Origin of the sequence: Maricaulis sp. (genome assembly GCF_017643475.1) — a bacterium.
In the GTDB taxonomy this organism is placed as follows: domain Bacteria; phylum Pseudomonadota; class Alphaproteobacteria; order Caulobacterales; family Maricaulaceae; genus Maricaulis.
Map to the genome: position 1 here is coordinate 164,033 of NZ_JAEPNI010000001.1, position 19,008 is coordinate 183,040.

Annotated in this window: 20 protein-coding genes; 3 read left to right on the forward strand and 17 right to left on the reverse strand. The window is 60.8% G+C overall.

The features are described 5' to 3' along the window. Positions 1 to 66 precede the first annotated feature (66 nt). The gene (locus JJ889_RS00805) at positions 67 to 525 is read left to right on the forward strand and encodes a nuclear transport factor 2 family protein (RefSeq protein WP_291890857.1); all 459 of its coding nucleotides are present in this window, start codon (positions 67 to 69) and stop codon (positions 523 to 525) included. Further along, entirely contained in the window at positions 522 to 1,019 is a 498-nt protein-coding gene (locus JJ889_RS00810) for a nuclear transport factor 2 family protein (RefSeq protein ID WP_291890858.1), read from the forward strand. The genes JJ889_RS00805 and JJ889_RS00810 overlap by 4 nt, the downstream gene beginning before the upstream one ends. A gap of 250 nt (positions 1,020 to 1,269) precedes the next feature. Here the strand turns inward: JJ889_RS00810 and infB are convergent, their stop codons facing one another. From infB to rimP, 4 genes are all read right to left on the reverse strand, one after another. Further along, entirely contained in the window at positions 1,270 to 3,870 is a 2,601-nt protein-coding gene (infB, locus tag JJ889_RS00815; protein WP_291890859.1) for a translation initiation factor IF-2, read from the reverse strand. A 132-nt stretch (positions 3,871 to 4,002) separates the two neighbouring features. Next, complete coding sequence (locus JJ889_RS00820; protein WP_291890860.1) at positions 4,003 to 4,614, reverse strand: RNA-binding protein; 612 nt, start codon at positions 4,612 to 4,614, stop codon at positions 4,003 to 4,005. Between the two features lie 24 nt (positions 4,615 to 4,638). Then, positions 4,639 to 6,348: a transcription termination factor NusA gene (gene nusA, locus JJ889_RS00825; RefSeq protein ID WP_291890861.1), complete on the reverse strand. Its 1,710-nt coding sequence runs from the start codon at positions 6,346 to 6,348 to the stop codon at positions 4,639 to 4,641. A gap of 31 nt (positions 6,349 to 6,379) precedes the next feature. Continuing rightward, positions 6,380 to 6,919 (reverse strand): ribosome maturation factor RimP, encoded by a 540-nt coding sequence (rimP, locus tag JJ889_RS00830; protein WP_291890862.1) that lies wholly within the window; start codon positions 6,917 to 6,919, stop codon positions 6,380 to 6,382. Positions 6,920 to 7,203: 284 nt separating this feature from the next. On the opposite strand from rimP, the gene JJ889_RS00835 reads away from it, so the two are divergent. Further along, positions 7,204 to 8,376 (forward strand): ATP-binding protein, encoded by a 1,173-nt coding sequence (locus JJ889_RS00835; RefSeq protein WP_291890863.1) that lies wholly within the window; start codon positions 7,204 to 7,206, stop codon positions 8,374 to 8,376. On the opposite strand, the gene trmB is transcribed toward JJ889_RS00835, so the two are convergent. The 13 genes from trmB to JJ889_RS00900 form a co-directional block, all read right to left on the reverse strand. Further along, positions 8,373 to 9,059: a tRNA (guanosine(46)-N7)-methyltransferase TrmB gene (gene trmB, locus JJ889_RS00840; RefSeq protein ID WP_291890864.1), complete on the reverse strand. Its 687-nt coding sequence runs from the start codon at positions 9,057 to 9,059 to the stop codon at positions 8,373 to 8,375. The genes JJ889_RS00835 and trmB overlap by 4 nt on opposite strands. Positions 9,060 to 9,099: 40 nt before the next feature. Continuing rightward, positions 9,100 to 9,540 carry a helix-turn-helix domain-containing protein gene (locus JJ889_RS00845; RefSeq protein ID WP_291890865.1) on the reverse strand — a complete coding sequence of 147 codons (441 nt, stop codon included), beginning with the start codon at positions 9,538 to 9,540 and terminating at the stop codon, positions 9,100 to 9,102. A 64-nt stretch (positions 9,541 to 9,604) separates the two neighbouring features. Continuing rightward, positions 9,605 to 11,212 carry an apolipoprotein N-acyltransferase gene (lnt, locus tag JJ889_RS00850; protein WP_291890866.1) on the reverse strand — a complete coding sequence of 536 codons (1,608 nt, stop codon included), beginning with the start codon at positions 11,210 to 11,212 and terminating at the stop codon, positions 9,605 to 9,607. 2 nt (positions 11,213 to 11,214) lie between these two features. Beyond that, positions 11,215 to 12,069 (reverse strand): transporter associated domain-containing protein, encoded by an 855-nt coding sequence (locus JJ889_RS00855; RefSeq protein WP_291890867.1) that lies wholly within the window; start codon positions 12,067 to 12,069, stop codon positions 11,215 to 11,217. Next, positions 12,066 to 12,548 (reverse strand): rRNA maturation RNase YbeY, encoded by a 483-nt coding sequence (ybeY, locus tag JJ889_RS00860; protein WP_291890868.1) that lies wholly within the window; start codon positions 12,546 to 12,548, stop codon positions 12,066 to 12,068. Before ybeY ends, JJ889_RS00855 begins: the two co-directional genes overlap by 4 nt. After that, positions 12,545 to 13,567: a PhoH family protein gene (locus tag JJ889_RS00865; RefSeq protein WP_291890869.1), complete on the reverse strand. Its 1,023-nt coding sequence runs from the start codon at positions 13,565 to 13,567 to the stop codon at positions 12,545 to 12,547. Before JJ889_RS00865 ends, ybeY begins: the two co-directional genes overlap by 4 nt. Further along, positions 13,564 to 14,934, reverse strand: coding sequence for a tRNA (N6-isopentenyl adenosine(37)-C2)-methylthiotransferase MiaB (miaB, locus tag JJ889_RS00870; RefSeq protein WP_291890870.1), 1,371 nt, complete (start codon positions 14,932 to 14,934; stop codon positions 13,564 to 13,566). The genes JJ889_RS00865 and miaB overlap by 4 nt, the downstream gene beginning before the upstream one ends. A gap of 87 nt (positions 14,935 to 15,021) precedes the next feature. Next, positions 15,022 to 16,305, reverse strand: coding sequence for a TCR/Tet family MFS transporter (locus JJ889_RS00875; RefSeq protein WP_291890871.1), 1,284 nt, complete (start codon positions 16,303 to 16,305; stop codon positions 15,022 to 15,024). Between the two features lie 23 nt (positions 16,306 to 16,328). Beyond that, positions 16,329 to 16,748 (reverse strand): Fur family transcriptional regulator, encoded by a 420-nt coding sequence (locus tag JJ889_RS00880; protein WP_291890872.1) that lies wholly within the window; start codon positions 16,746 to 16,748, stop codon positions 16,329 to 16,331. A 37-nt stretch (positions 16,749 to 16,785) separates the two neighbouring features. After that, positions 16,786 to 17,241, reverse strand: a complete 456-nt coding sequence (gene rimI, locus JJ889_RS00885; protein ID WP_291890873.1) for a ribosomal protein S18-alanine N-acetyltransferase — start codon at positions 17,239 to 17,241, stop codon at positions 16,786 to 16,788. Continuing rightward, complete coding sequence (gene tsaB / locus JJ889_RS00890; protein WP_291890874.1) at positions 17,238 to 17,861, reverse strand: tRNA (adenosine(37)-N6)-threonylcarbamoyltransferase complex dimerization subunit type 1 TsaB; 624 nt, start codon at positions 17,859 to 17,861, stop codon at positions 17,238 to 17,240. The genes rimI and tsaB overlap by 4 nt, the downstream gene beginning before the upstream one ends. A 39-nt stretch (positions 17,862 to 17,900) precedes the next feature. Further along, positions 17,901 to 18,464 (reverse strand): NifU family protein, encoded by a 564-nt coding sequence (locus JJ889_RS00895; protein WP_291890875.1) that lies wholly within the window; start codon positions 18,462 to 18,464, stop codon positions 17,901 to 17,903. Between the two features lie 67 nt (positions 18,465 to 18,531). Then, positions 18,532 to 19,008 (reverse strand): universal stress protein, encoded by a 477-nt coding sequence (locus tag JJ889_RS00900; protein WP_291890876.1) that lies wholly within the window; start codon positions 19,006 to 19,008, stop codon positions 18,532 to 18,534.

Consider the following 19,008-nt stretch of genomic DNA (forward strand, 5'->3'; position numbering starts at 1 on the left):
GGGTAGAAGGGTTGGGACGCGGCGGCGAGGGGCTACCGCAAAGCCAGTTGGCGAGTAAAAAGTTTGATGCTCAACCTGCTCACACTGACGACGATATTGCTGACCAGCACGGTGGTCCGGACGGACCAGCCGGCGGACAGCATGGATGTCGCCCGGGCCTATATCAGTGCCTATGAACAGCAGGACTTTGACAGTATGCGCGGCCTGATGGCCGATGATGCCGTCTTCATCGACCCGACCTCGTTTGACCTGGCGTTTGTACAAACACCCATTCACTGGACCTGGCCGGATGAAATCCTCAACGGAATTTCCGCCTGGAATGTGGCTCGGGGCGAACACCACATCGATCGTGTTTATGAAGCGGCCGGTCGCGTTGTTTTCTACGCGACCTCGGAGGGAGAACGTGGTTTCCGCTACCCGATCATCACCATCGTGACCATGGAGGACGGACTCGTGACCGAACACCGCGACTATACCGGTTTCAATGAGATGACACCGCTGCCGGTAGAGGGAGGGACGCAATGACCCTGCGCCTCGCACTCTGCCTCTCCGGCCTGGTATTTTCCGGTTCGGCCCTGGCTCAGGAGCCGGCCGAGATCGCCCGCGACTATTTCCACGCCTATACGGTGATGGATGTGGAACGCATGAATGAGCTACTGGCTGACGAAGCGGTGTTTTCCGATCGCGGCAGTTTCAACGTCCAGGGTGGGCCCTACCACTATGAGGGCAAGGAGGCGATCACCGCCGCCCTGACCACTTTCCATGACCAATATGGTCTATACGCGCTGAATTACGACCTGGAAATCGACCACGAAGCTTCCGGTCAGGCCGTGTTCGGCGGTGCAGTTGAAGCCCGTTGGCGTTTGCCTGACGGACGCGATCGGGTCTGGCGCGGCGACGTCGTCACCACGGTTCGCGTGCGTGACGGACAAGTTATCGAACATCTCGACATGCCCGACTATCTGGGTGGCGAGATGAGCATTGAGGAGGTTACTGAGGCTGCCCCGGCAGCTCAGTAATGGATCGAGGGCCTGTGAGGCCTTTTTCAGCCCGAGCACTCCTGGCTGATCAGGTCTTCGATCCACTATGACTTTCACGGAATATCCCCCTCGAGCAGACATCCCTCTCGAGTCTAACGTGAAAGACACAAAAGGGCGGCCCAGCGGGTCGCCCTCCCTTGTTTCCGGGCCCGGATTTTGCAGGCCCTGTCGGCGCAAGAAAAAAGGCGGCTCCTTGGAGCCGCCTTTTTCCATGATCATTGGATCAGGGTCAGTCTTCCAGCTTGCGAGCCACTTCGATGACCTCGAAACACTCGATCTGATCGCCCTTCTGGATGTCGTCATAGTTCTCGAAGGCCATACCGCACTCGGTGCCGGCACGAACTTCCGGAACCTCGTCCTTGAAGCGCTTGAGCGTCTTGAGATTGCCTTCGTGGATGACCGTGTCGTCGCGCAGCAGGCGCACGCCACAGCCGCGCTTGACCACGCCTTCCGTGACACGACAACCGCCGACCTTGCCGACCTTGGTAATGTTGAAGACTTCCAGGATCTCGGCGTAACCGATGAACTCCTCGCGCTTCTCGGGCGCGAGCATGCCTTCCATTGTGCCGCGAACATCGTCGATCACATCATAGATGACCGAGTAGTAGCGGATTTCCACGCCTTCCTGTTCCGCCAGATCGCGTGCCTGTTTATTCGCACGAACATTGAACGCAAAGATCGGGGCGCCGGACGACTTGGCGAGCAGGACGTCACTCTCATTCACACCACCCGGGGCAGAGTGAATGACACGAGCGCGAACCTCGTCATTGCCGATTTTCTCGAGCGACTGCTTGATTGCCTCGGCCGAGCCCTGCACATCCGCCTTCACCAGGAGCGGCATTTCCTGGACCTGGTCCTGCTTGAGGCGGGCCATCATCTGCTCGAGCGATGCCGTGGCACCACCACCGACAATGCCGGCACCATCGCGGGCCTTGCGCTGGCGATACTCCGCCAGTTCACGGGCACGGGCCTCGTTTTCGACGACAGCAAAGACCTCACCCGGCTCCGGCGCACCGTCCAGGCCGAGAATCTCGGCCGGAACCGACGGACCGGCGTCAGACAATTGCTGGCCACGCTCGTTCACCAGGGCGCGGACACGGCCCCACTGCGTGCCGGCAACAACAATGTCACCGCGCTTCAGCGTTCCGCGACGGACGAGAACCGTTGCAACCGGGCCGCGGCCCTTGTCGACCTGGCTCTCGATCACCACGCCTTCGGCGGCGCGTTCCGGATTGGCTTTCAGGTCGAGCATTTCGGCCTGCAGCGTGATCGCCTCGGTCAGCTCTTCCAGACCCGTGCGCTTGAGCGCGGATACCGGAACAGACATCGTCTCACCGGACATGGCTTCCACGATAACCTCGTGCTGAAGCAGGTCGGTCAGGACGCGGTTCGGATCACTGTCCGGCTTGTCGCACTTGTTGACCGCTACGATCATCGGCGTGCCGGCAGCCTTGGCGTGATTGATGGCTTCCACGGTCTGCGGCATGACGGAGTCATCTGCAGCCACCACCAGGATGACCAGGTCGGTCGCCATCGCACCACGCGAACGCATGGCGGAGAAGGCGGCGTGGCCCGGCGTGTCCAGGAAGGTGATCTTGTCGCCGGAGGCGAGCTGAACCTGGTAGGCACCAATGTGCTGGGTGATGCCACCGGCCTCGCCCGATACAACATCGGTTGAGCGCAGGGCATCCAGCAGCGAGGTCTTGCCGTGGTCGACGTGACCCATGACGGCCACGACCGGCGGACGACCCACCTTGCTGTCAGCCGGATCATCGTCAGCGATGAAGCCTTCCTCGACATCAGCCTCGGAGACACGTTTCACGATGTGACCGAATTCCTCGACCACCAGCTCGGCGGTGTCAGCGTCCAGAATATCGTTCTGGCGCACCATCTGGCCCTGCTTCATGAGCAGTTTGATCACGTCGACAGAACGCTCGGCCATACGGTTGGCGAGGTCGGCAACGCTGATCGCCTCGGGGACGATGACTTCGCGTTCGATCTTCTCGCGGCCGGTGCCCGGATCAAGACGACGCTGCTTCTCGCGTTCACGTGCACGACGCACGGACGCCAGGGAGCGCTGACGCTCTTCATCCCCGTCCAGAATATTCTGGATGGTGAGCTTGCCACGACGGCGATTGTCATTCTTGTTGCGCTGAGGCTGTGCCTTGTTGGCAGCACCAGGACCGGTGGCGCCCGCGCCACCCTTGCGCTTGACGCGACCACCCATGGCTTCCAGAGCGGATTCCTGGGCTGCGCGGTCCGGCGTAGCGGGGGCATCCGGCTTCTTGCGGGCCGGAGTGTCTTTCTTGGCCGGCGCTGACTTGCGGCGGGTTTCCTCTTCCTGGGCCCGACGCGCCTCGTCCGCCTTCATCGCTGCTTCCGCTTCAGCCGCACGGCGCGCTTCCTCTTCGCGCTGCTTGGCTTCCTCGGCTTCGCGAGCCTGGCGTTCACGCTGTTCTTCCAGCGCTTTCTTCTCTTCAGCCGCACGACGGGAACGATCCTCGTCGTCCTGCTTTTTCTTGGCTTCTCGCTCGGCTGCTTCAGCGCGAGCACGCTGAATGGCGCGCTGGCGAGCGATCAGTTCTTCCTCGGACAGGCCGAGCTGACGCGCTTTCGCTGCGAGGGTATTCTCAGATTTCGCCTTGCCGCCCGCAGACTTGCCCTGCGGCGCCGCAGCGTCCTTGCCAGCCGGTGCGACACGCTTGCGTTTCTTTTCAACAACGACCGCCTTGGACCGGCCACGTGCAAAGCTCTGCTGCACGGTGCCCGATCCCGGACGTTTAAGAGAAAGCGGCCGGCGGCCGGAATTGTTGTCGTCTGTGTCGCTCATACGAGCCTTCCAATCGGCTTTTGTTCTGCGGGCACTTCCGGTAGCCGATGGCCGGAAAGCCGCACTGATCCAACTCGAGCCCGGAGCAAAGTCGCGCTAAACTAGCGGCCTTCGCCCCGGATTCAACCTTTGTCACCGGGATGACGTCTCCTGGGCCCAGGGGCCTTCCAGGGAACGAAATCCCGACAATTTCCTGGCGAACTCCGAAAACGTGTCCGAATGGACACCTTTCGGCAGCACGCCGTGAACAACTGGACCACGTCCGGTCGCCAGTCCGAGTTCCTCCGCCGTGAAGCAACCCAGAACCGGGATCTCGTCCCACATGGAGCGTGCCAGCCCGTCGAGCTTGCGGCGACCATCCGCCGCGCCATCGCTCGCCTCGATCCGCCAAACCGGTTCATTCGCCTGGAGCGAAATGCGCACCGCGTCGGATCCAAGGGCCAGATTGCCGGCTCGCCGGGCAAGGCCCAACAGCTTCAGCAACCGCTCGCTCAAAAGGCGCTCAAACTGATCAGCCAGGTCTTGCGGTGCCTGCACCGCCTTGCCTGCCGACCGATTGAACAGCCCTTTCTTGCGGGCCAAATCGACCGCCTCCCGAGTGGGCGAGATCCACATCCCGCGCCCGGGGAGTTTGGCGCTGACATCCGGAACCAGCAGATCATCCGGTGCAACAGCAATCCGGAGCAGCTGAGTCTCATCCAGTATATCACCGGTGACGAGACATTTCTTTTCCCGACGCGCCATACGGCCGACCTCCGTTCAGTCCAGCTATTCCTCCTCTTCCTCGGCCAGCGGCTCGCTGAGATCGAGGCCCAGAGCCTCCGCTTCAGCATCCAGCGCAGCCAGATCCATTTCGGAGATGTCGAGCTCGCCCCCCGGGGCTTCCTCGACAGCTTCTTCCTCGACTTCGTGTACCGGCAGGTCTTCCTCGGAAATCCAGCCCGCAACGACGCGTGCACGCATGATCATCATTTCGGCGTCGTCCGCAGACAGGTTATGATCTTCAAGGATACCCGGCTCGCGGACACGCTCGCCGTTCTTGGTTTCGAACCAGCCGCGCAGGTCATCGGTCACCAGGCCAGCCAGGTCCTCGACTGTCTTGACGTCGTTTTCACCGAACTTGACCGCCATGCCCAGATCGACACCTTCGATCTCCAGCACACCGTCTTCGACACCCAGCTCCTTGCGCTTGGCATCCTGCTCGGCAGCCAGGCGGTCCAGATAGTCGCGCGCACGCGCCTGGATTTCGACAGCGGTATCGTCGTCAAAGCCTTCGATAACAGCGATCTCACCCAGATCCACATAGGCGATCTCGTCAACATCGGAGAAGCCTTCGGTCGCCAGCAATTGGGCAATGACCTCGTCAACATCAAGAGCTTCGGTGAACAACTTGGTGCGCTCAGCGAATTCTTTCTGGCGACGTTCGGATTCTTCTTCCTCGGTCAGGATATCGATGGACCAGCCGGTCAGCTGTGATGCCAGGCGGACATTCTGGCCGCGGCGACCGATCGCCAGGGATAGCTGCTCGTCGGGAACGACAACCTCGATACGCTGGTCTTCTTCGTCGAGGACGACCTTGGCCACTTCCGCAGGCTGAAGAGCGTTGACGATGAAATTCGCCGGCTCGTCAGACCAGGGAATAATGTCGATTTTCTCACCAGCCAGTTCGGAAACAACCGCCTGCACGCGCGAACCACGCATCCCCACACAGGCACCGACCGGGTCGATGGAACCGTCATTGGAGATCACGGCGATCTTGGCGCGGCTGCCCGGGTCACGAGCAACGGACGGGATCTCGATAATGCCTTCATAGACTTCAGGAACTTCCTGGGCGAACAGGGCCGCCATGAAGTCCGGATGCGCGCGCGACAGGAAAATTTGCGGGCCGCGGACTTCCTCACGGACGTCATAGATGAAGGCACGAACGCGCTCATTGTTCTGCAGGTTCTCGCGCGGGATACCGTCGGCGCGGCGGATGATACCTTCGGCGCGGCCGAGGTCGACAATGACATTGCCGTATTCGACGCGCTTGACGATACCGTTGACGATCTCGCCAACACGATCCTTGTACTCTTCGAACTGACGCTGGCGTTCAGCTTCGCGGACTTTCTGCGTGATGACCTGTTTGGCGGTCTGGGAGGCTACCCGGCCGAACTCGATCGGCGGCAGCTCGTCAGAAAACACCGTTCCGATTTCAGCATCGGCGTCAATTTTCTGACCCTCGGCGAGCGTGAGCTCCTGGTTCTCGTTCTCGACTTCCTCGACAACCGTCATATTCCGAGTAAGGGACAGCTCACCCGTCTTGTTGTCGATCTTGGCGCGAATGTCGTTCTCGGCGCCGTAGCGTGAACGCGCAGCCTTCTGGATAGCTTCCTCGATCGCTTCGATCACGATCGACTCGTCGATATTCTTCTCTGTCGCCAAGGCACGGGCGATGTGGAGAAGCTCCAGACGGTTGTGGCTGACACCAATGCTCATCGGATGATCTCCGTGATGGTCCGCTGCGACATTATTCGTCTCCTTCATTCGGCGCCGTTTCTTTCTTGGCGCGCGCTTTCAAGTCCGCCTCGATCAAGGCGTCCGTCAAAACCAGTTTGGCCTCCGCGATCCAGTCAAACGGGATCAGCGTGGTGTGTTCCTCGCCCTCCATGTCCAGGAGAACGTCATTTTCCTCGACACCGGCGAGCATTCCGCGGAAGCGTTTGCGGCCCTCGGCCAGGCGATCCAGCTCGATCTTGGCCTCGTAACCTTCCCAGCGCACGAAATGGCGCGGATCGGTCAGCGGGCGGTCGATACCGGGCGAGGAGATTTCCAGGTCGTATTCGCCGGAAACCGGATCCTCGACTTCAAATACATCGGAGAGGGCACGCGACAGGCGCGCGCAATCGTCCACATCGACACCCTTGCCGTCGAGACGATCCGTCATGATCTGCAGGCGCGGGCGTTTGCCGCTCATCACGCGAACACGAACCACTTCCAGGCCGAGCTCCTCGGCAAGAGGTTCAGCCAGGTCCAGGATCCGGGCATCTTGTGGCGTCTTGGTTTTCAAAACAGCTCCGCAGAAACAAAAAGAGCGGCCGCCGAAAGCGACCGCTCGAATGCATCATCCAATGCAATCGAACATCTGATTGGCGTTGTATACTCCTGTCGAGGACGGTTTGCAAGGTGCGAAGTCGGCTCGATTGGGGAGCTGGCCTGCACCCTCGGCCTTGGCGCCACGCCGCGCTGCCGTTTTCATGGGCAAAAGCCAACGCTTCAACAGCTTATCTACTCGCTTCTAACTATGTATAACATGATGCTAGTATATATTCATATATTTTGTTAGTTACGAGTATGGATCCTGTTCGAAATCCGTTTGCACCCGGCGCCGGGTCACAGCCGCCAGAGCTCGCAGGGCGCCAGGACATCATCTCCAGCGCCGATATCGCTTTGCAGCGTGTGCTTCTGGGTCGGCATGACCGCTCGCAGATCCTGCTCGGGCTAAGGGGCACCGGCAAGACGGTATTGCTCAACACAATCGAGCGAATGGCAGAAGATCACGGACACGCAACCTCTTTTGTGGAAGCGCCGGAACACCACAGTCTCGCACAGCTTCTCTACCCGAAAATTCACCGTGTGCTGCGCACATTCTCCCTTGTGGAAAGCGCCCGCGCAGCCGCCCATACGGCGATGAAGGCTCTGCAGTCCTTCGCAGGTACGTTCAAGATCGAAATCGGTGATTTTTCCCTGTCAGTGGATTCCGAGCCGGGCGTTGCGGACAGCGGGGTGTTGAGTGACGACATTACCGACCTTTTCCTGCGTGTTGGTGAAACGGCCCGGCATGCGGCGCGCGGCTGGACCCTGCTGATTGATGAAGTTCAGTATCTTGAAGAGAAGGAACTGAGCGCTCTGATCGTCGCCCTGCACAGGATCAACCAGAAACGCCTGCCGGTACTCCTGTTCGGTGCTGGCCTGCCACAACTCGCAGCTCTCTCCGGTGATGCCAAATCGTACGCCGAGCGACTGTTTGATTTTCCGGAAACCGGGCCGTTATCGCCCGAGGCGACCCGAAATGCGATCCGGCAACCCATTCTGAGCGAGGGTGAAAACATCACGGACGCGGCGCTGGACCTGGTAGTCGAGGAGACCGGTGGCTACCCCTATTTCCTGCAGGAATGGGGTTATCAGGCCTGGAATTGTGCGGCGGCGTCCCCCATCACGCCGGGCGACATAGAAACCGCCAACACAGCTGCACTCAAACGCCTGGACAACGGCTTCTTCCGAGTTCGCTATGACCGGCTTACGCCCAAGGAAAAGGAATATGTTCGCGCCATGGCCAGCCTGGGCCCGGATCCGATCCGCTCCATCGATGTGGCGAAAACCTTGGGAGAAACCGCGCAAGCGCTCGGCCCCCGGCGTGCCCAGATCATCAACAAGGGCATGATCTACAGCCCGGCACACGGCAAACTCGCCTTCACCGTCCCGATGTTCGGCGATTACCTGCACCGGCGGGATGCCGACAACTAGCGCCGCACCCAGTCCATGAAGACAGGCGCGCAATCGCCGAGATTTTTGGACTCGTAACGCGTGCGTATGTGGTCCGGTGGCGGGACTCGCCAGTCATCGGCTGCACTGGCCTGCCAGACAAAACGCTCATCCTGTTCGAACTCGATCATGCAATGATCGGCATAGGATTTTACATCCGTCGCAATACGCAGCTTGCCGCCCGGCTTGAGAATGCGGGCAAAATCATCGCGGGTGGATTGCTGGACAAAACGGCGCTTGGCGTGGCGTTTCTTGTGCCAGGGATCCGGGAAGAGCAGGAAGATCCGGTCCAGGCTGTCATTTTTAAATCGCGGAAGCACTTCGCGGGCATCGCCACGGTGCAGGCAGACATTCTCCAGCCCCCTCTCCTCGCGATAGGTCAGCGCCTTGGCGACGCCGTTGAGGAAGGGCTCGATGCCGATATATCCGGTCTCACGATTGCGGTCGGCCTGGCCGGCAAGATGCTCGCCGCCGCCAAAGCCGATTTCCAGCACGTGCGAGCGCATTCCGGGCAGCATTTGCGCAGCGTCCATCTCGCCCTCGGCCGGCAGGTCAATGCTCGGCAGGACATTGTCCACCAGCCCCTGCTGGCGCGCGGACAGGGGTTTGCCCTGCGCGCGGCCAAACAGCCGGAAATCCGGTCGATCTGTTTCCTGTTTCGTCATGGCGGGGCGTTTAGCGGCTTTTCAGCCGCAAATCACCCCTTCAGCGCGCCATTTCCTCTTCGCTCGCCAGTGTGCGTACCAGTTCAAGCACGCGGCGACGAACCTTGGCGTCCTTGATGCGGGAGAAACTCTCCGCCAGGGACACGCCATCAGAGCTTTGAATGAAGTCATAGACAATCGGCGTCTGGTCACCTTCGGCCATGGCGCTGATTGTCGATTTCTCGTTCAAGCCCTCGAAGAAGAATTGCACCGGCACCTCCAAAACACGCGACAGACGATACAGCCTGCTCGCTCCGACACGGTTCGCACCGCGTTCGTATTTCTGGACCTGCTGGAAAGTCACACCGAGCTCATCACCCAGTTTTTCCTGGCTCATCCGGAGCAATTGTCGGCGGAGACGAATTCTGGAACCGACGTGAACGTCTACGGGGTTGGGACCCCGAGGGCTGACCTTTTTCTCGATCGTGTCACCCTGCAACATGCGTCTCACCTCTCTTTCGGACTGCTGAGCACAACCCGTGCTTGGCAGTATAACAGAGTTCAGGTCAGGGCTGCGAGATTTTTTGTTTTTTAATAAAACGTAACTTTTGCACTGCGAGCCCGGCGAAAACGCCTAACACCATGAGCCAGAACAATAAATCACCATACAGTGAGTAGGGCGTCGGTGCGAGCGCTCGCGGCAATGTGACGTCGAACGCGCCCTCCTGGTCCGGCGCGATCATCACCGGCATGCGCCCCAGCGGATCCACCACCCCGGAAAAACCGCGAGAGGCCGACCGAATGAGCGGAATGCCAGCCTCGATACTGCGATAGCGCGACTGCACCAGATGCTGGCGAGGGCCCGAGGTGTCACCAAACCATGCATCATTGGAGAGGTTGAAAAACCATTCCGGCCGTTCGGATGTGGACTGCCAGAAATGCGGGAAGATCGCCTCGTAACAGATCAATGGCATCATCGGCGGCAATCCCGGGATTTCCGCCACGATCGCACGGGGGCCCGGCGTGAATTGCAGGCGTGCAAACTCGTCAAACCCGATCGCCGAGATCAACGAAGCCATCGGGATCGTCTCGCCGAACGGGACCAGCAAGACCTTGTCATAGAGCGCGTCGACCGACAGCTCACCGCCCTGGAAACGCATCGCCGCAAGAGAATTGTGGTACACGACCTCCTCGCCAGCCCGCGCCCGGCGATTGATGCCGGCAATCAGGGCTGGACCGTCATTCAGTGCAGCACCCAGTCGCGACAGTGTCTGGCCGTCTTCCAGCATGTAGATCGGCAGGGCGCCCTCGGGCCACAGCACATGGGTCACTTCGTCCAGACCGGGCTGGCGGGTCAGTGACATGTACCGATCACGGGCGACATGCTCGCCGTCATCGCCCCATTTCTCGGCCTGGGTGATGTTGGAATGGGCGATCCGCAGGCGCACATCCTGCACATCTGGCACGGTCGTACTCAGCAGACGCAAACCGCCCGCGAAGAAGAGAACACACAAAAGCGCAAAACCGGAAAGGGCCGGAAGCAATCGGCGCGGGCCCAACCCCCGGGTCGCCAGCATGGCCGGAGCGGCGAACATCAACAGTGTCAGAAAACTCAGACCATAAACGCCCAGCCAGGACGCCGACTGGCTGACCGCTCCACCCGCTGACCAGGTATAAGCCGGGAGATTCCAAGGCAGGCCACTGAAGATATGGCTGCGCAACCATTCGGTCAGCGCAAAGATCGCGGCAAAGCTGAGCACCCGCCATTCGGTATTCTGGGCAAAACGCGCGTAGATCGCTCCGGCAATTCCCCAGAACACTGCCAGCATGGCAGCGAACAGAGGCAGGGCGATCGGCACCAGGGCCGCAAATTCCGGACCCCGATTGATAAAGGCAAAGCCAACCCAGAAAGTACCGGCCAGAAAATAGCCCATACCAAAGACGAGGCCGGTAACAAACCCACCACGCAAGGGTTTGGGTCCACGTCGTGCACCATCAAGTCGCCAGAGCAAAACTGCCAGACTGACGATCCAGACCGGCCAGATATGATAGGGTGCCAGGGCGAGCACAGCGAGCATTCCAGCCAGGAAACTCGCCACCAGCCCACGCCATCCATCCAGATGCCGTAGCCGGACACGCCAGGTCCAGGGCTGAAATCTGCGCTCGATCTGCAAGTTTACTCCGCCATGCCTGATTTCCCGGCGCGGGCCGTGCGTACGCGCATGCGGCGGATACGACGCTGATCCGCCTCAAGCACCTCAAATTCATAGCCGGTGGCGTGGCGGATCACTTCACCACGCTCGGGGATCCGACCGGCAATGGTGAAGACCAGCCCCCCAAGGCTGTCGACATCATCATCCTCGTCGTCCGCAGCGATTTCCTCGCCGACAACCCGTTCAAACTCGTCGATTTCCGCCCGGGCGTCCACATCCCACACACCAGGTGCGCGCACACGGATCAGCGGCGAATCATCCTCGTCGTGCTCGTCCTCGATCTCCCCGACGATGGGCTCGATCAGGTCCTCAAGCGTGACCAGACCGTCAGTGCCGCCATATTCATCGACCACCAGGGCCATGTGCATGCGACGTGCCTGCATGCGGCGCAACAGGTCACCGGCCTTCATCGAGGGTGGCGCGTAGAGAAGTGGACGATGGATATCTGACAGGACTTCCTGCTCGGCCCAGCCTTCGGGACGGCGGCCATCCTCGGACGGAGTCAGATGGCTGACCACATCCTTGATGTGAACCACTCCGATCGGGTCATCAAGCGTCTCGCGATAGACCGGCAGACGCGAGTGCGAGGCCGCCGAGAAGGCTCCCGCCAGCTCCCCCAGCTGTGTCGCTATCTCGACACCGATAATGTCGGCGCGTGGAACCATGACATCGGCCACGCGCAGCTCTTCCAGCGCGTCAGGCTTGATCACATAGGACTGGGAGGATTTCGCTTTTTCGTCCGCGGCAGAGCTGGAGCCGTTGAATATCGAGCGGAGCCAGGATTTCTCGCTACCGCTCGGACTGGAGCCATCACTCATTCTATAGTGCCCTCATGGGTCGTTCCGTCGAGCGAGTAGGGATCTGCAATCCCCAGGCGCGCCAGCGCCCGCCGCTCAATGCCTTCCATTTCTTCCGCTTCTGCATCGGTCAGATGATCATAACCCTGAAGGTGTAAAAATCCATGCACAATCAGGTGGCTGAGATGATTTTCGATGCTGATGCCCTTGTCAGTCGCTTCACGCTCGACCACGCCCCAGGCCAGGGCTATGTCGCCCAGCTGGTTGTCCGCGCCTTCAATGGCGGGAAAGGACAACACATTGGTCGGTCCCTGCTTGCCACGAAAGCGCTCATTCATCTCGGCGACGGGATCATTGCCTGTCAGAAGAACCGCTACCACGCCGGGATGACCCTCTCCGATCTCGGCGAGCGAGGCTTCCAGACAGGATTGAACGCGCTGTGCCTTGCCCTTCAGGGCATTCCAACTGTCATCCTCGACGATGACATCAACTGCGTTCATGAGCTTTCGCGCGGAGATTTGGCCGCATCCTCTTCATAGGCCGCCACGATACGGGCCACGAGGTCATGACGAACGACATCATTGCGATCAAAGGTGATCGTCGCGACACCCTTGGTCCTGGCCAGGATGGACAGGGCGTGGGGCAGGCCGGAAGGGTCACGCGGATGCAGGTCGCACTGGCTCGGATCGCCCGTCACCGCCATGCGGGAGCCTTCACCCAGGCGGGTCAGTACCATCTGCATCTGCGCGCGTGACGTGTTCTGGGCCTCGTCAACGACGATGAAGGCCCGGTTGAGCGTGCGGCCGCGCATGAAGGCGATCGGCGCCACCTCGATGCGGCCGTCCTCACGCATCTTTTCCAGCTGGCTGCGCCCCAGCGTATCCGCCAGAGCATCCCAGACCGGGAGCAGATAGGGGTCGACCTTTTCGGTCAGATCGCCGGGCAGAAAGCCCAGCTTTTCGCCCGCCTCAACGGCCGGGCGTGTGATGATCAGCTTCTCGACCCTGCGCTGGACCAGTAACGAGGCGCCATAGGCCACGGCCAGCAGCGTCTTGCCGGTTCCGGCGGGACCGACACCGAAAATCAGGTCATAGGCCTTCTCGTTCTTGAGCGCGCGCACATAGGTGCGCTGGCCTTCGGTGCGGGCAATCAGACTGGAACCGCGCGGCACGCGGATGACACCATCATCCTCGGCACCGCTCTCCTCGTCGTCGCGCGTGCGCAAGGCCGCCCGTACAGCCGCCTCGTCACAGGTCAGGCCGTGCTCCAGGCTGGCATAAAGGCGCCGCAAAACGCGTTTGGCTTCGTCGCGGGCCTCGGCAGAATCGCCACTGATGACGATCTGGCCGGCGCCCGGCGCACTGAGCCGTACATCCAGCTCTTCCTCGATCAGGATGAGAAAGCGGTCACCCGGACCGGCAATCGCACGGACGCGGTCCTTGTCATCCAGATGCAGGGTTTCGGAAGCCTGGCGGCGGGGCCGGGCTGCACGTTTACGAGACGTCGGTTGGCTGCTCACGCGGCGCTTTGCTCCGAGGTTACAAGAATACCGGAGAGAGCATTGCGGCTGGCGCCCTCAATCCGGACATTTCCGATCTTGCCGATCATATCAGCTGGCGCCTCGACATGCACGGCCTGCAGATAGGGACTGCGACCATGCAGCTGGCCGTCCAGGCGACCAGGACGCTCGAACAGGACTGGCAGGGTCTGTCCGATCTGGCTTTCGTTGAAAGCGACCTGCTGTTCGTTCAACAGTGCCTGCAGGGCCAGGAGACGCTCGGTCTTCACCTCTTCAGCGACCTGGTTAAACATCGCCGCGCCCGGCGTGCCGGGACGTTTGGAGTATTTGAACGAGAAGCAGGAGGCGTAGTTCACATCGCGCACGAGCTGCATCGTCGCCTCGAAATCCTTGTCCGTCTCACCCGGGAAGCCGACGATCATGTCGCCGGAGATCGCGATATCGGGACGCGCCGCGCGCAGACGCTCGATAATCGCCAGGTATTCTTCCGCCGTGTGCTGGCGGTTCATGGCCTTGAGGATCTTGTCCGACCCAGCCTGTACCGGCAGGTGGAAATACGGCATCAGCTTAGGCGTGTCGGCAAAGGCGTTGATGAGATCATCATCCATGTCACGCGGATGGCTGGTGGTGAAACGAATGCGCTCGATACCGCCAATCAGCGCCAGATGACGCACCAGCTGGCCCAGTCCCCACGGGCCGTCAGCCTCGCTGCCCGCCGGCGCCTCGCCGTGGAAAGCGTTGACGTTCTGGCCCAGCAGGGTGACTTCACGCACACCCTTGGCCGCCAGTGCGCGGACCTCGGCAACGATCTGGTCAACCGGACGCGACCACTCGGCGCCACGCGTGTACGGCACGACACAGAAGGTGCAGAACTTGTCACAGCCTTCCTGCACGGTGACAAAGGCCGTGTAGCCATCGACCTGGCGGTCATTGCCCAGCTGGTCGAACTTGTCCTCGACCTCGAATTCGGTGTCCAGCGCCTCGCCGCGCGCGCGATGCGTCTTGGCGATCAGCTCGGGAAGCTTGTGATAGGTCTGCGGGCCGACGACCAGATCCACGACCGGCGCGCGTTTCATGATCTCCGCGCCTTCCGCCTGGGCGACACAGCCGGCCACAGCGATGGTCATGCCACCCTCGTCGGCCTTGGCCTCTTTCAGCGGGCGCAGGCGACCAAGCTCGGAATACACCTTCTCTGCCGCCTTCTCACGAATGTGACAGGTGTTCAGGATCACAAGATCAGCGCCATCAGGCTGCTCGGCCGGCTCATAGCCGAGCGGGTGCAGAACATCCTTCATCCTCTCGGAGTCATAGACATTCATCTGGCAGCCATAGGTCTTGATAAACAGGCGTTTACGCGCGTCGCTCATTCGAATTCGTCAATCCAGCAGCCTTCGACCCTGTGCCGAAGAGGCCGGGGTTATGCTTGAAAACCCCTTGCAGGGCAAGAGGAGTGGCTATTCCGCCTCGCGTGGGGAGACGGGAGAGGGTTCATTCTCCGGCGTCGTCTCATTGGCACTGCCGTCATCCTTGCGGCGGGCGCCGAGGGCGATGACCAGCGCAAGACCCGTGAGCACCGATGCCAGCATGAAGGGCGCGCCCGGAAATTCGACCGGAGCTCCTTCGCCTGAAAAGCCAGCAAAAATCCGAGACATGACCAGCGGGCCAATGACCATGGACAGGCTTTGCAGGCTAGTCATGGCACCCTGCAACTCGCCCTGGGCGTTCGGTGGCACGATACGCGACATCACGCCTTGCAGTGCGGGCTGGCCGATACCGCCGATCGCTCCGGCAATGATCACCGGATAGACCATCCATCCCTCGGTGATGAGACCATAGGCGGCGTAACCTATAATTCCCAGCAGCAGGGACATCGTAATTGCCCGCCACTCACCCAGCCTGGGCACCAGTACACGCGTCAAACCGCCCTGAACGATGGCCGCCGTTATACCGACAACCATGAGCGAGAACCCGATATCTCCGGCATCCCAGTCGAACTTGTAGGCGGTGTAATAGGACCAGATCGCCGGGAACACCGCATGCCCGAGCAGCATCAGCGATACCGCGAAGATGAGGCTGAAAACGGCCGGGTATTTGCGGATCTGGATGAGAGCGCCGAACGGGTTGGCACGCTTCCAGTCAAACTTGCGTCGGTTTTCCGGCGCCAGGGTCTCCGGCAGAACAATCAAGCCATAAACCAGGTTCAGCCCGGCCAGGATCGCAGCCGCGAAGAAAGGCGCACGCGGGCCATAAAGGTCGCCCAGAATACCGCCAACCGCGGGGCCGATTATGAAGCCCAGACCAAAAGCGGCGCCGATCATCCCGAACCGACCAGCCCGTTTCTCGGGAGGCGTTATATCGGCGATATAGGCGTTGGCCGTGGAATAACTTGCGCCGAAAATTCCTGCCAGAAGACGACCGACGACAAGCATCCAGAAAAAGGGCGCAAAGCCCATGATCGCATAGTCGATCGTGAAACCGGCAAGAGCTGCCAACAGCACCGGCTTGCGCCCGAAACGGTCCGACAGGGCGCCCACAATCGGCGCAAAGATGAACTGGGTCAGCGCATAGGTCATCATCAACCACGCGCCGAGCACGGCCGCGTCATCCGCACCGAGTCCGGTCAGCTCGTTGATGAGCTCGGGCATCACTGGAATGATCAGGCCGAAACCGATCATATCGATCAGCACGGTGATGAAGATGAATGTGATGGCGTGCTTGCCGGGCTGGCGCGCGGACATGGTGTCCCCTTGGAAACTCGCGCCTACTCCTCAGCGCTGGAGAGGGGTACGCCGTAAAGCTCGAGACGGTGATCGACAAGCTTGTAGCCCAGCTTGCGAGCGATCGCTTCCTGCAGTCGCTCGATCTCGTCATTCACAAATTCCACGACTTCACCGGACTTTAGGTCGATCAGGTGGTCATGATGGTCGTCCCCGACCTCTTCATAACGCGACCTTCCGTCGCGGAAGTCGTGGCGCTCGATAATGCCCGCTTCTTCGAACAGGCGGACCGTGCGGTAGACGGTGGCCAGGGAGATGCGCGGATCCTCGGCGGCCGCCCGGCGGTGCAGCTCTTCGGCATCGGGGTGGTCATGCGACATGGACAGGACACGCGCGATCACGCGGCGCTGCTCCGTCATGCGAAGGCCTTTTTCGATACAGATTTTCTCGATGCGGTCCGGCATGTTGATTCCCCCGGTTGGATATCGGAGTGATATTCGGTCACGCCCCTGTTTGTCCACGCTCCAACAGAGTTTTTCGGAAGATAAGCGCATCATCCCGGCCTCGGTAATAACGCGGGCGACGGCCGATTTCCGAGTATCCGGCTCGGGTATAGAGCGCACGGGCAGGGTCGTTATGCTGGTTGACCTCCAGGAAGAGCGAGACGGCACCCCGGTCTGCGACAGCCTGTTCAGCCCGCTCCAGCACGGCCAAACCGAGGCCCTTGCCACGTTCAGCCGGGTCGACGCCAACCGTCAGTATCTCCGCCTCATCAGCAGCGATCCGGACCAGAACAAGTGCGATATGACAGCCGTCACGCTGGACCGCAAAAGCCCGGGTCGATGTCATGGACAGAAGCGAGGCGAACTCGCTGGCCGGCCAGGGATGATCGAAACATTTCTCGTGCAGCGCCGCCATGCGTTCTGCGCTCTGGGCGGCGACCTGTTCGACGATCACGGATCCACTCCGCCCGGTAGCTTGGCGTCGGGCGGGCGCACATAAAAGGGCGTCGGCGGACTTTGGTCCTCGCCTGCCTGCCCAGCAACGTCCAGCAGGGCGACGAGATCAAGCTTGCCATCATCGAGGATATTCTGCCCTTCACACGCCACCAGTGCAGCACCTCCACCGGCCAGAGCGAGCCCGGCCACGCGCGCAGATGCGTCTTCGATTGAGAGCCGCTGTGCCTCGTCAGCTTCATCGCGCCAGATCTGCAGCACGACCTCCCCGCGCTTGGCGTCATGCACCGTTGCCAGCGGGCGCGTCGCGGACAGGGAATGCGCAATCACGGCCAGGTTTGAGATGCCATAGGCCCTAGCGCCGGTCGACAGGGCTAGCCCTCGGGCAAAAGCCACACCGACACGCGTTCCGGCAAATCCACCCGGTCCGATCGTCACGCCAATGCGCTTGAGTGCACGCGGCTCCATACCCGCCTGCCTCAACGCTTCCTGCGCCATGGGTGCCAGGCGCTCGGCATGGCCGCGCCCGATTGTCTCGCTCAGGACAATGTCCTGCTGACCGTCAATGCGCAGCGCCACGGAGCATTCCGCTCCGGTCGTATCAAAAACCAGGATGGCCATGGCGGCGGTTTAGAGGAATTCGGTGGCGCCGTCGCCTGCCTACTCCACCGCCTCAACGGACTGGATTTCCGGGATGTAGTGCTGGAGCAGGTTCTGGATGCCGGATTTCAGCGTCATCGTCGAAGACGGACAGCCGGAACACGCCCCACGCATTTTCAGGCGCACAACGCCCGTATCGGCCAAATAGGAGTGGAACAGAATATCACCACCATCCTGGGCCACAGCCGGTCGCACCCGCGTATCGATCAGCTCGATGATCTCCTTGACCACTTCCGAGCTCTCACCGTCATAAACCGCGTGACCACTTTCCTCCTGCGCATCACCCAGGATCGGACGTCCGGACTGAAGCCCGTCCATGATCGCGCCCAGCAGGAAGGGCTTGATGTGGTCCCACTCCACGCCGTCGCTCTTGGTGATGGCAATGAAGTCCGCGCCCAGGAATACACCCGTTACCCCTTCGATCAGGAAGAGATCGGAGGCAAACGGCGAAACGGCGGCGTCTTCCTCATTCTCGAATTCCCGCGATCCAGCTGGCGCGATCTCACGACCGGGCAGGAATTTCATCGTGTTCGGATTGGGTGTGGCTTCGGTCTGGATGAACATGGCAGGTCTCCTTGGCCATCACTTGGCGGTAACGGACAAAAACTTCAACCTCAGGAGCTGCAGGGGCTCAGGTCAGGGCGTCGATTTCCTCACACGCCATATCCCCTGGGACGACGGTTACAGGCACATTGCGTTCGGAGAACAAACCCTTGCCTCGTGCCAGCGCAGAAACCAGCGGTCCCGGCCCTTCACTCGAGCGCGACGCCCCCAGGATCAACAGCGATATTTCCGGATCCTCAAATAGCAGCTCGGACAGGACCTTGGAGCGATCCCCTTCACGCAACAGCAATTCCGGACGCTCGCCGGTGACGGCTTCCGCATCTTCGGCCATGGATTCCAGCAAGGTCTCGGCTGCGGCCTCGGATTCCCGTTTCGCTGTTTCAGCAACGCCGATCCAGTGATTGAAGTCGGAAGGTTCATACGCCGCCAGGACAGTGACCTTGGCGCCGGTCTTGAAGGCGCGGCGGGCGGCAAAGTACAGCGCTGTGCGCGCTTCCGGGCTTTCATCCGCCACGACCAGGAATTTGCGTGTTCGATTTGGCAT

Excerpts from the sequence above, each read along its gene's own strand:
- tsaB (WP_291890874.1), bottom strand. The coding sequence starts at position 17,861 with ATGGCCATCCTGGTTTTTGATACGACCGGAGCGGAATGCTCCGTGGCG.
- trmB (WP_291890864.1), bottom strand. The coding sequence starts at position 9,059 with ATGACGAAACAGGAAACAGATCGACCGGATTTCCGGCTGTTTGGCCGC.
- JJ889_RS00845 (WP_291890865.1), bottom strand. The coding sequence starts at position 9,540 with ATGTTGCAGGGTGACACGATCGAGAAAAAGGTCAGCCCTCGGGGTCCC.
- JJ889_RS00895 (WP_291890875.1), bottom strand. The coding sequence starts at position 18,464 with ATGTTCATCCAGACCGAAGCCACACCCAATCCGAACACGATGAAATTC.
- JJ889_RS00835 (WP_291890863.1), top strand. The coding sequence starts at position 7,204 with ATGGATCCTGTTCGAAATCCGTTTGCACCCGGCGCCGGGTCACAGCCG.
- nusA (WP_291890861.1), bottom strand. The coding sequence starts at position 6,348 with ATGAGCATTGGTGTCAGCCACAACCGTCTGGAGCTTCTCCACATCGCC.
- ybeY (WP_291890868.1), bottom strand. The coding sequence starts at position 12,548 with ATGAACGCAGTTGATGTCATCGTCGAGGATGACAGTTGGAATGCCCTG.
- JJ889_RS00875 (WP_291890871.1), bottom strand. The coding sequence starts at position 16,305 with ATGTCCGCGCGCCAGCCCGGCAAGCACGCCATCACATTCATCTTCATC.
- JJ889_RS00900 (WP_291890876.1), bottom strand. The coding sequence starts at position 19,008 with ATGCCAAATCGAACACGCAAATTCCTGGTCGTGGCGGATGAAAGCCCG.
- miaB (WP_291890870.1), bottom strand. The coding sequence starts at position 14,934 with ATGAGCGACGCGCGTAAACGCCTGTTTATCAAGACCTATGGCTGCCAG.
- JJ889_RS00805 (WP_291890857.1), top strand. The coding sequence starts at position 67 with ATGCTCAACCTGCTCACACTGACGACGATATTGCTGACCAGCACGGTG.
- infB (WP_291890859.1), bottom strand. The coding sequence starts at position 3,870 with ATGAGCGACACAGACGACAACAATTCCGGCCGCCGGCCGCTTTCTCTT.
- JJ889_RS00810 (WP_291890858.1), top strand. The coding sequence starts at position 522 with ATGACCCTGCGCCTCGCACTCTGCCTCTCCGGCCTGGTATTTTCCGGT.
- JJ889_RS00820 (WP_291890860.1), bottom strand. The coding sequence starts at position 4,614 with ATGGCGCGTCGGGAAAAGAAATGTCTCGTCACCGGTGATATACTGGAT.
- JJ889_RS00855 (WP_291890867.1), bottom strand. The coding sequence starts at position 12,069 with ATGAGTGATGGCTCCAGTCCGAGCGGTAGCGAGAAATCCTGGCTCCGC.
- JJ889_RS00880 (WP_291890872.1), bottom strand. The coding sequence starts at position 16,748 with ATGCCGGACCGCATCGAGAAAATCTGTATCGAAAAAGGCCTTCGCATG.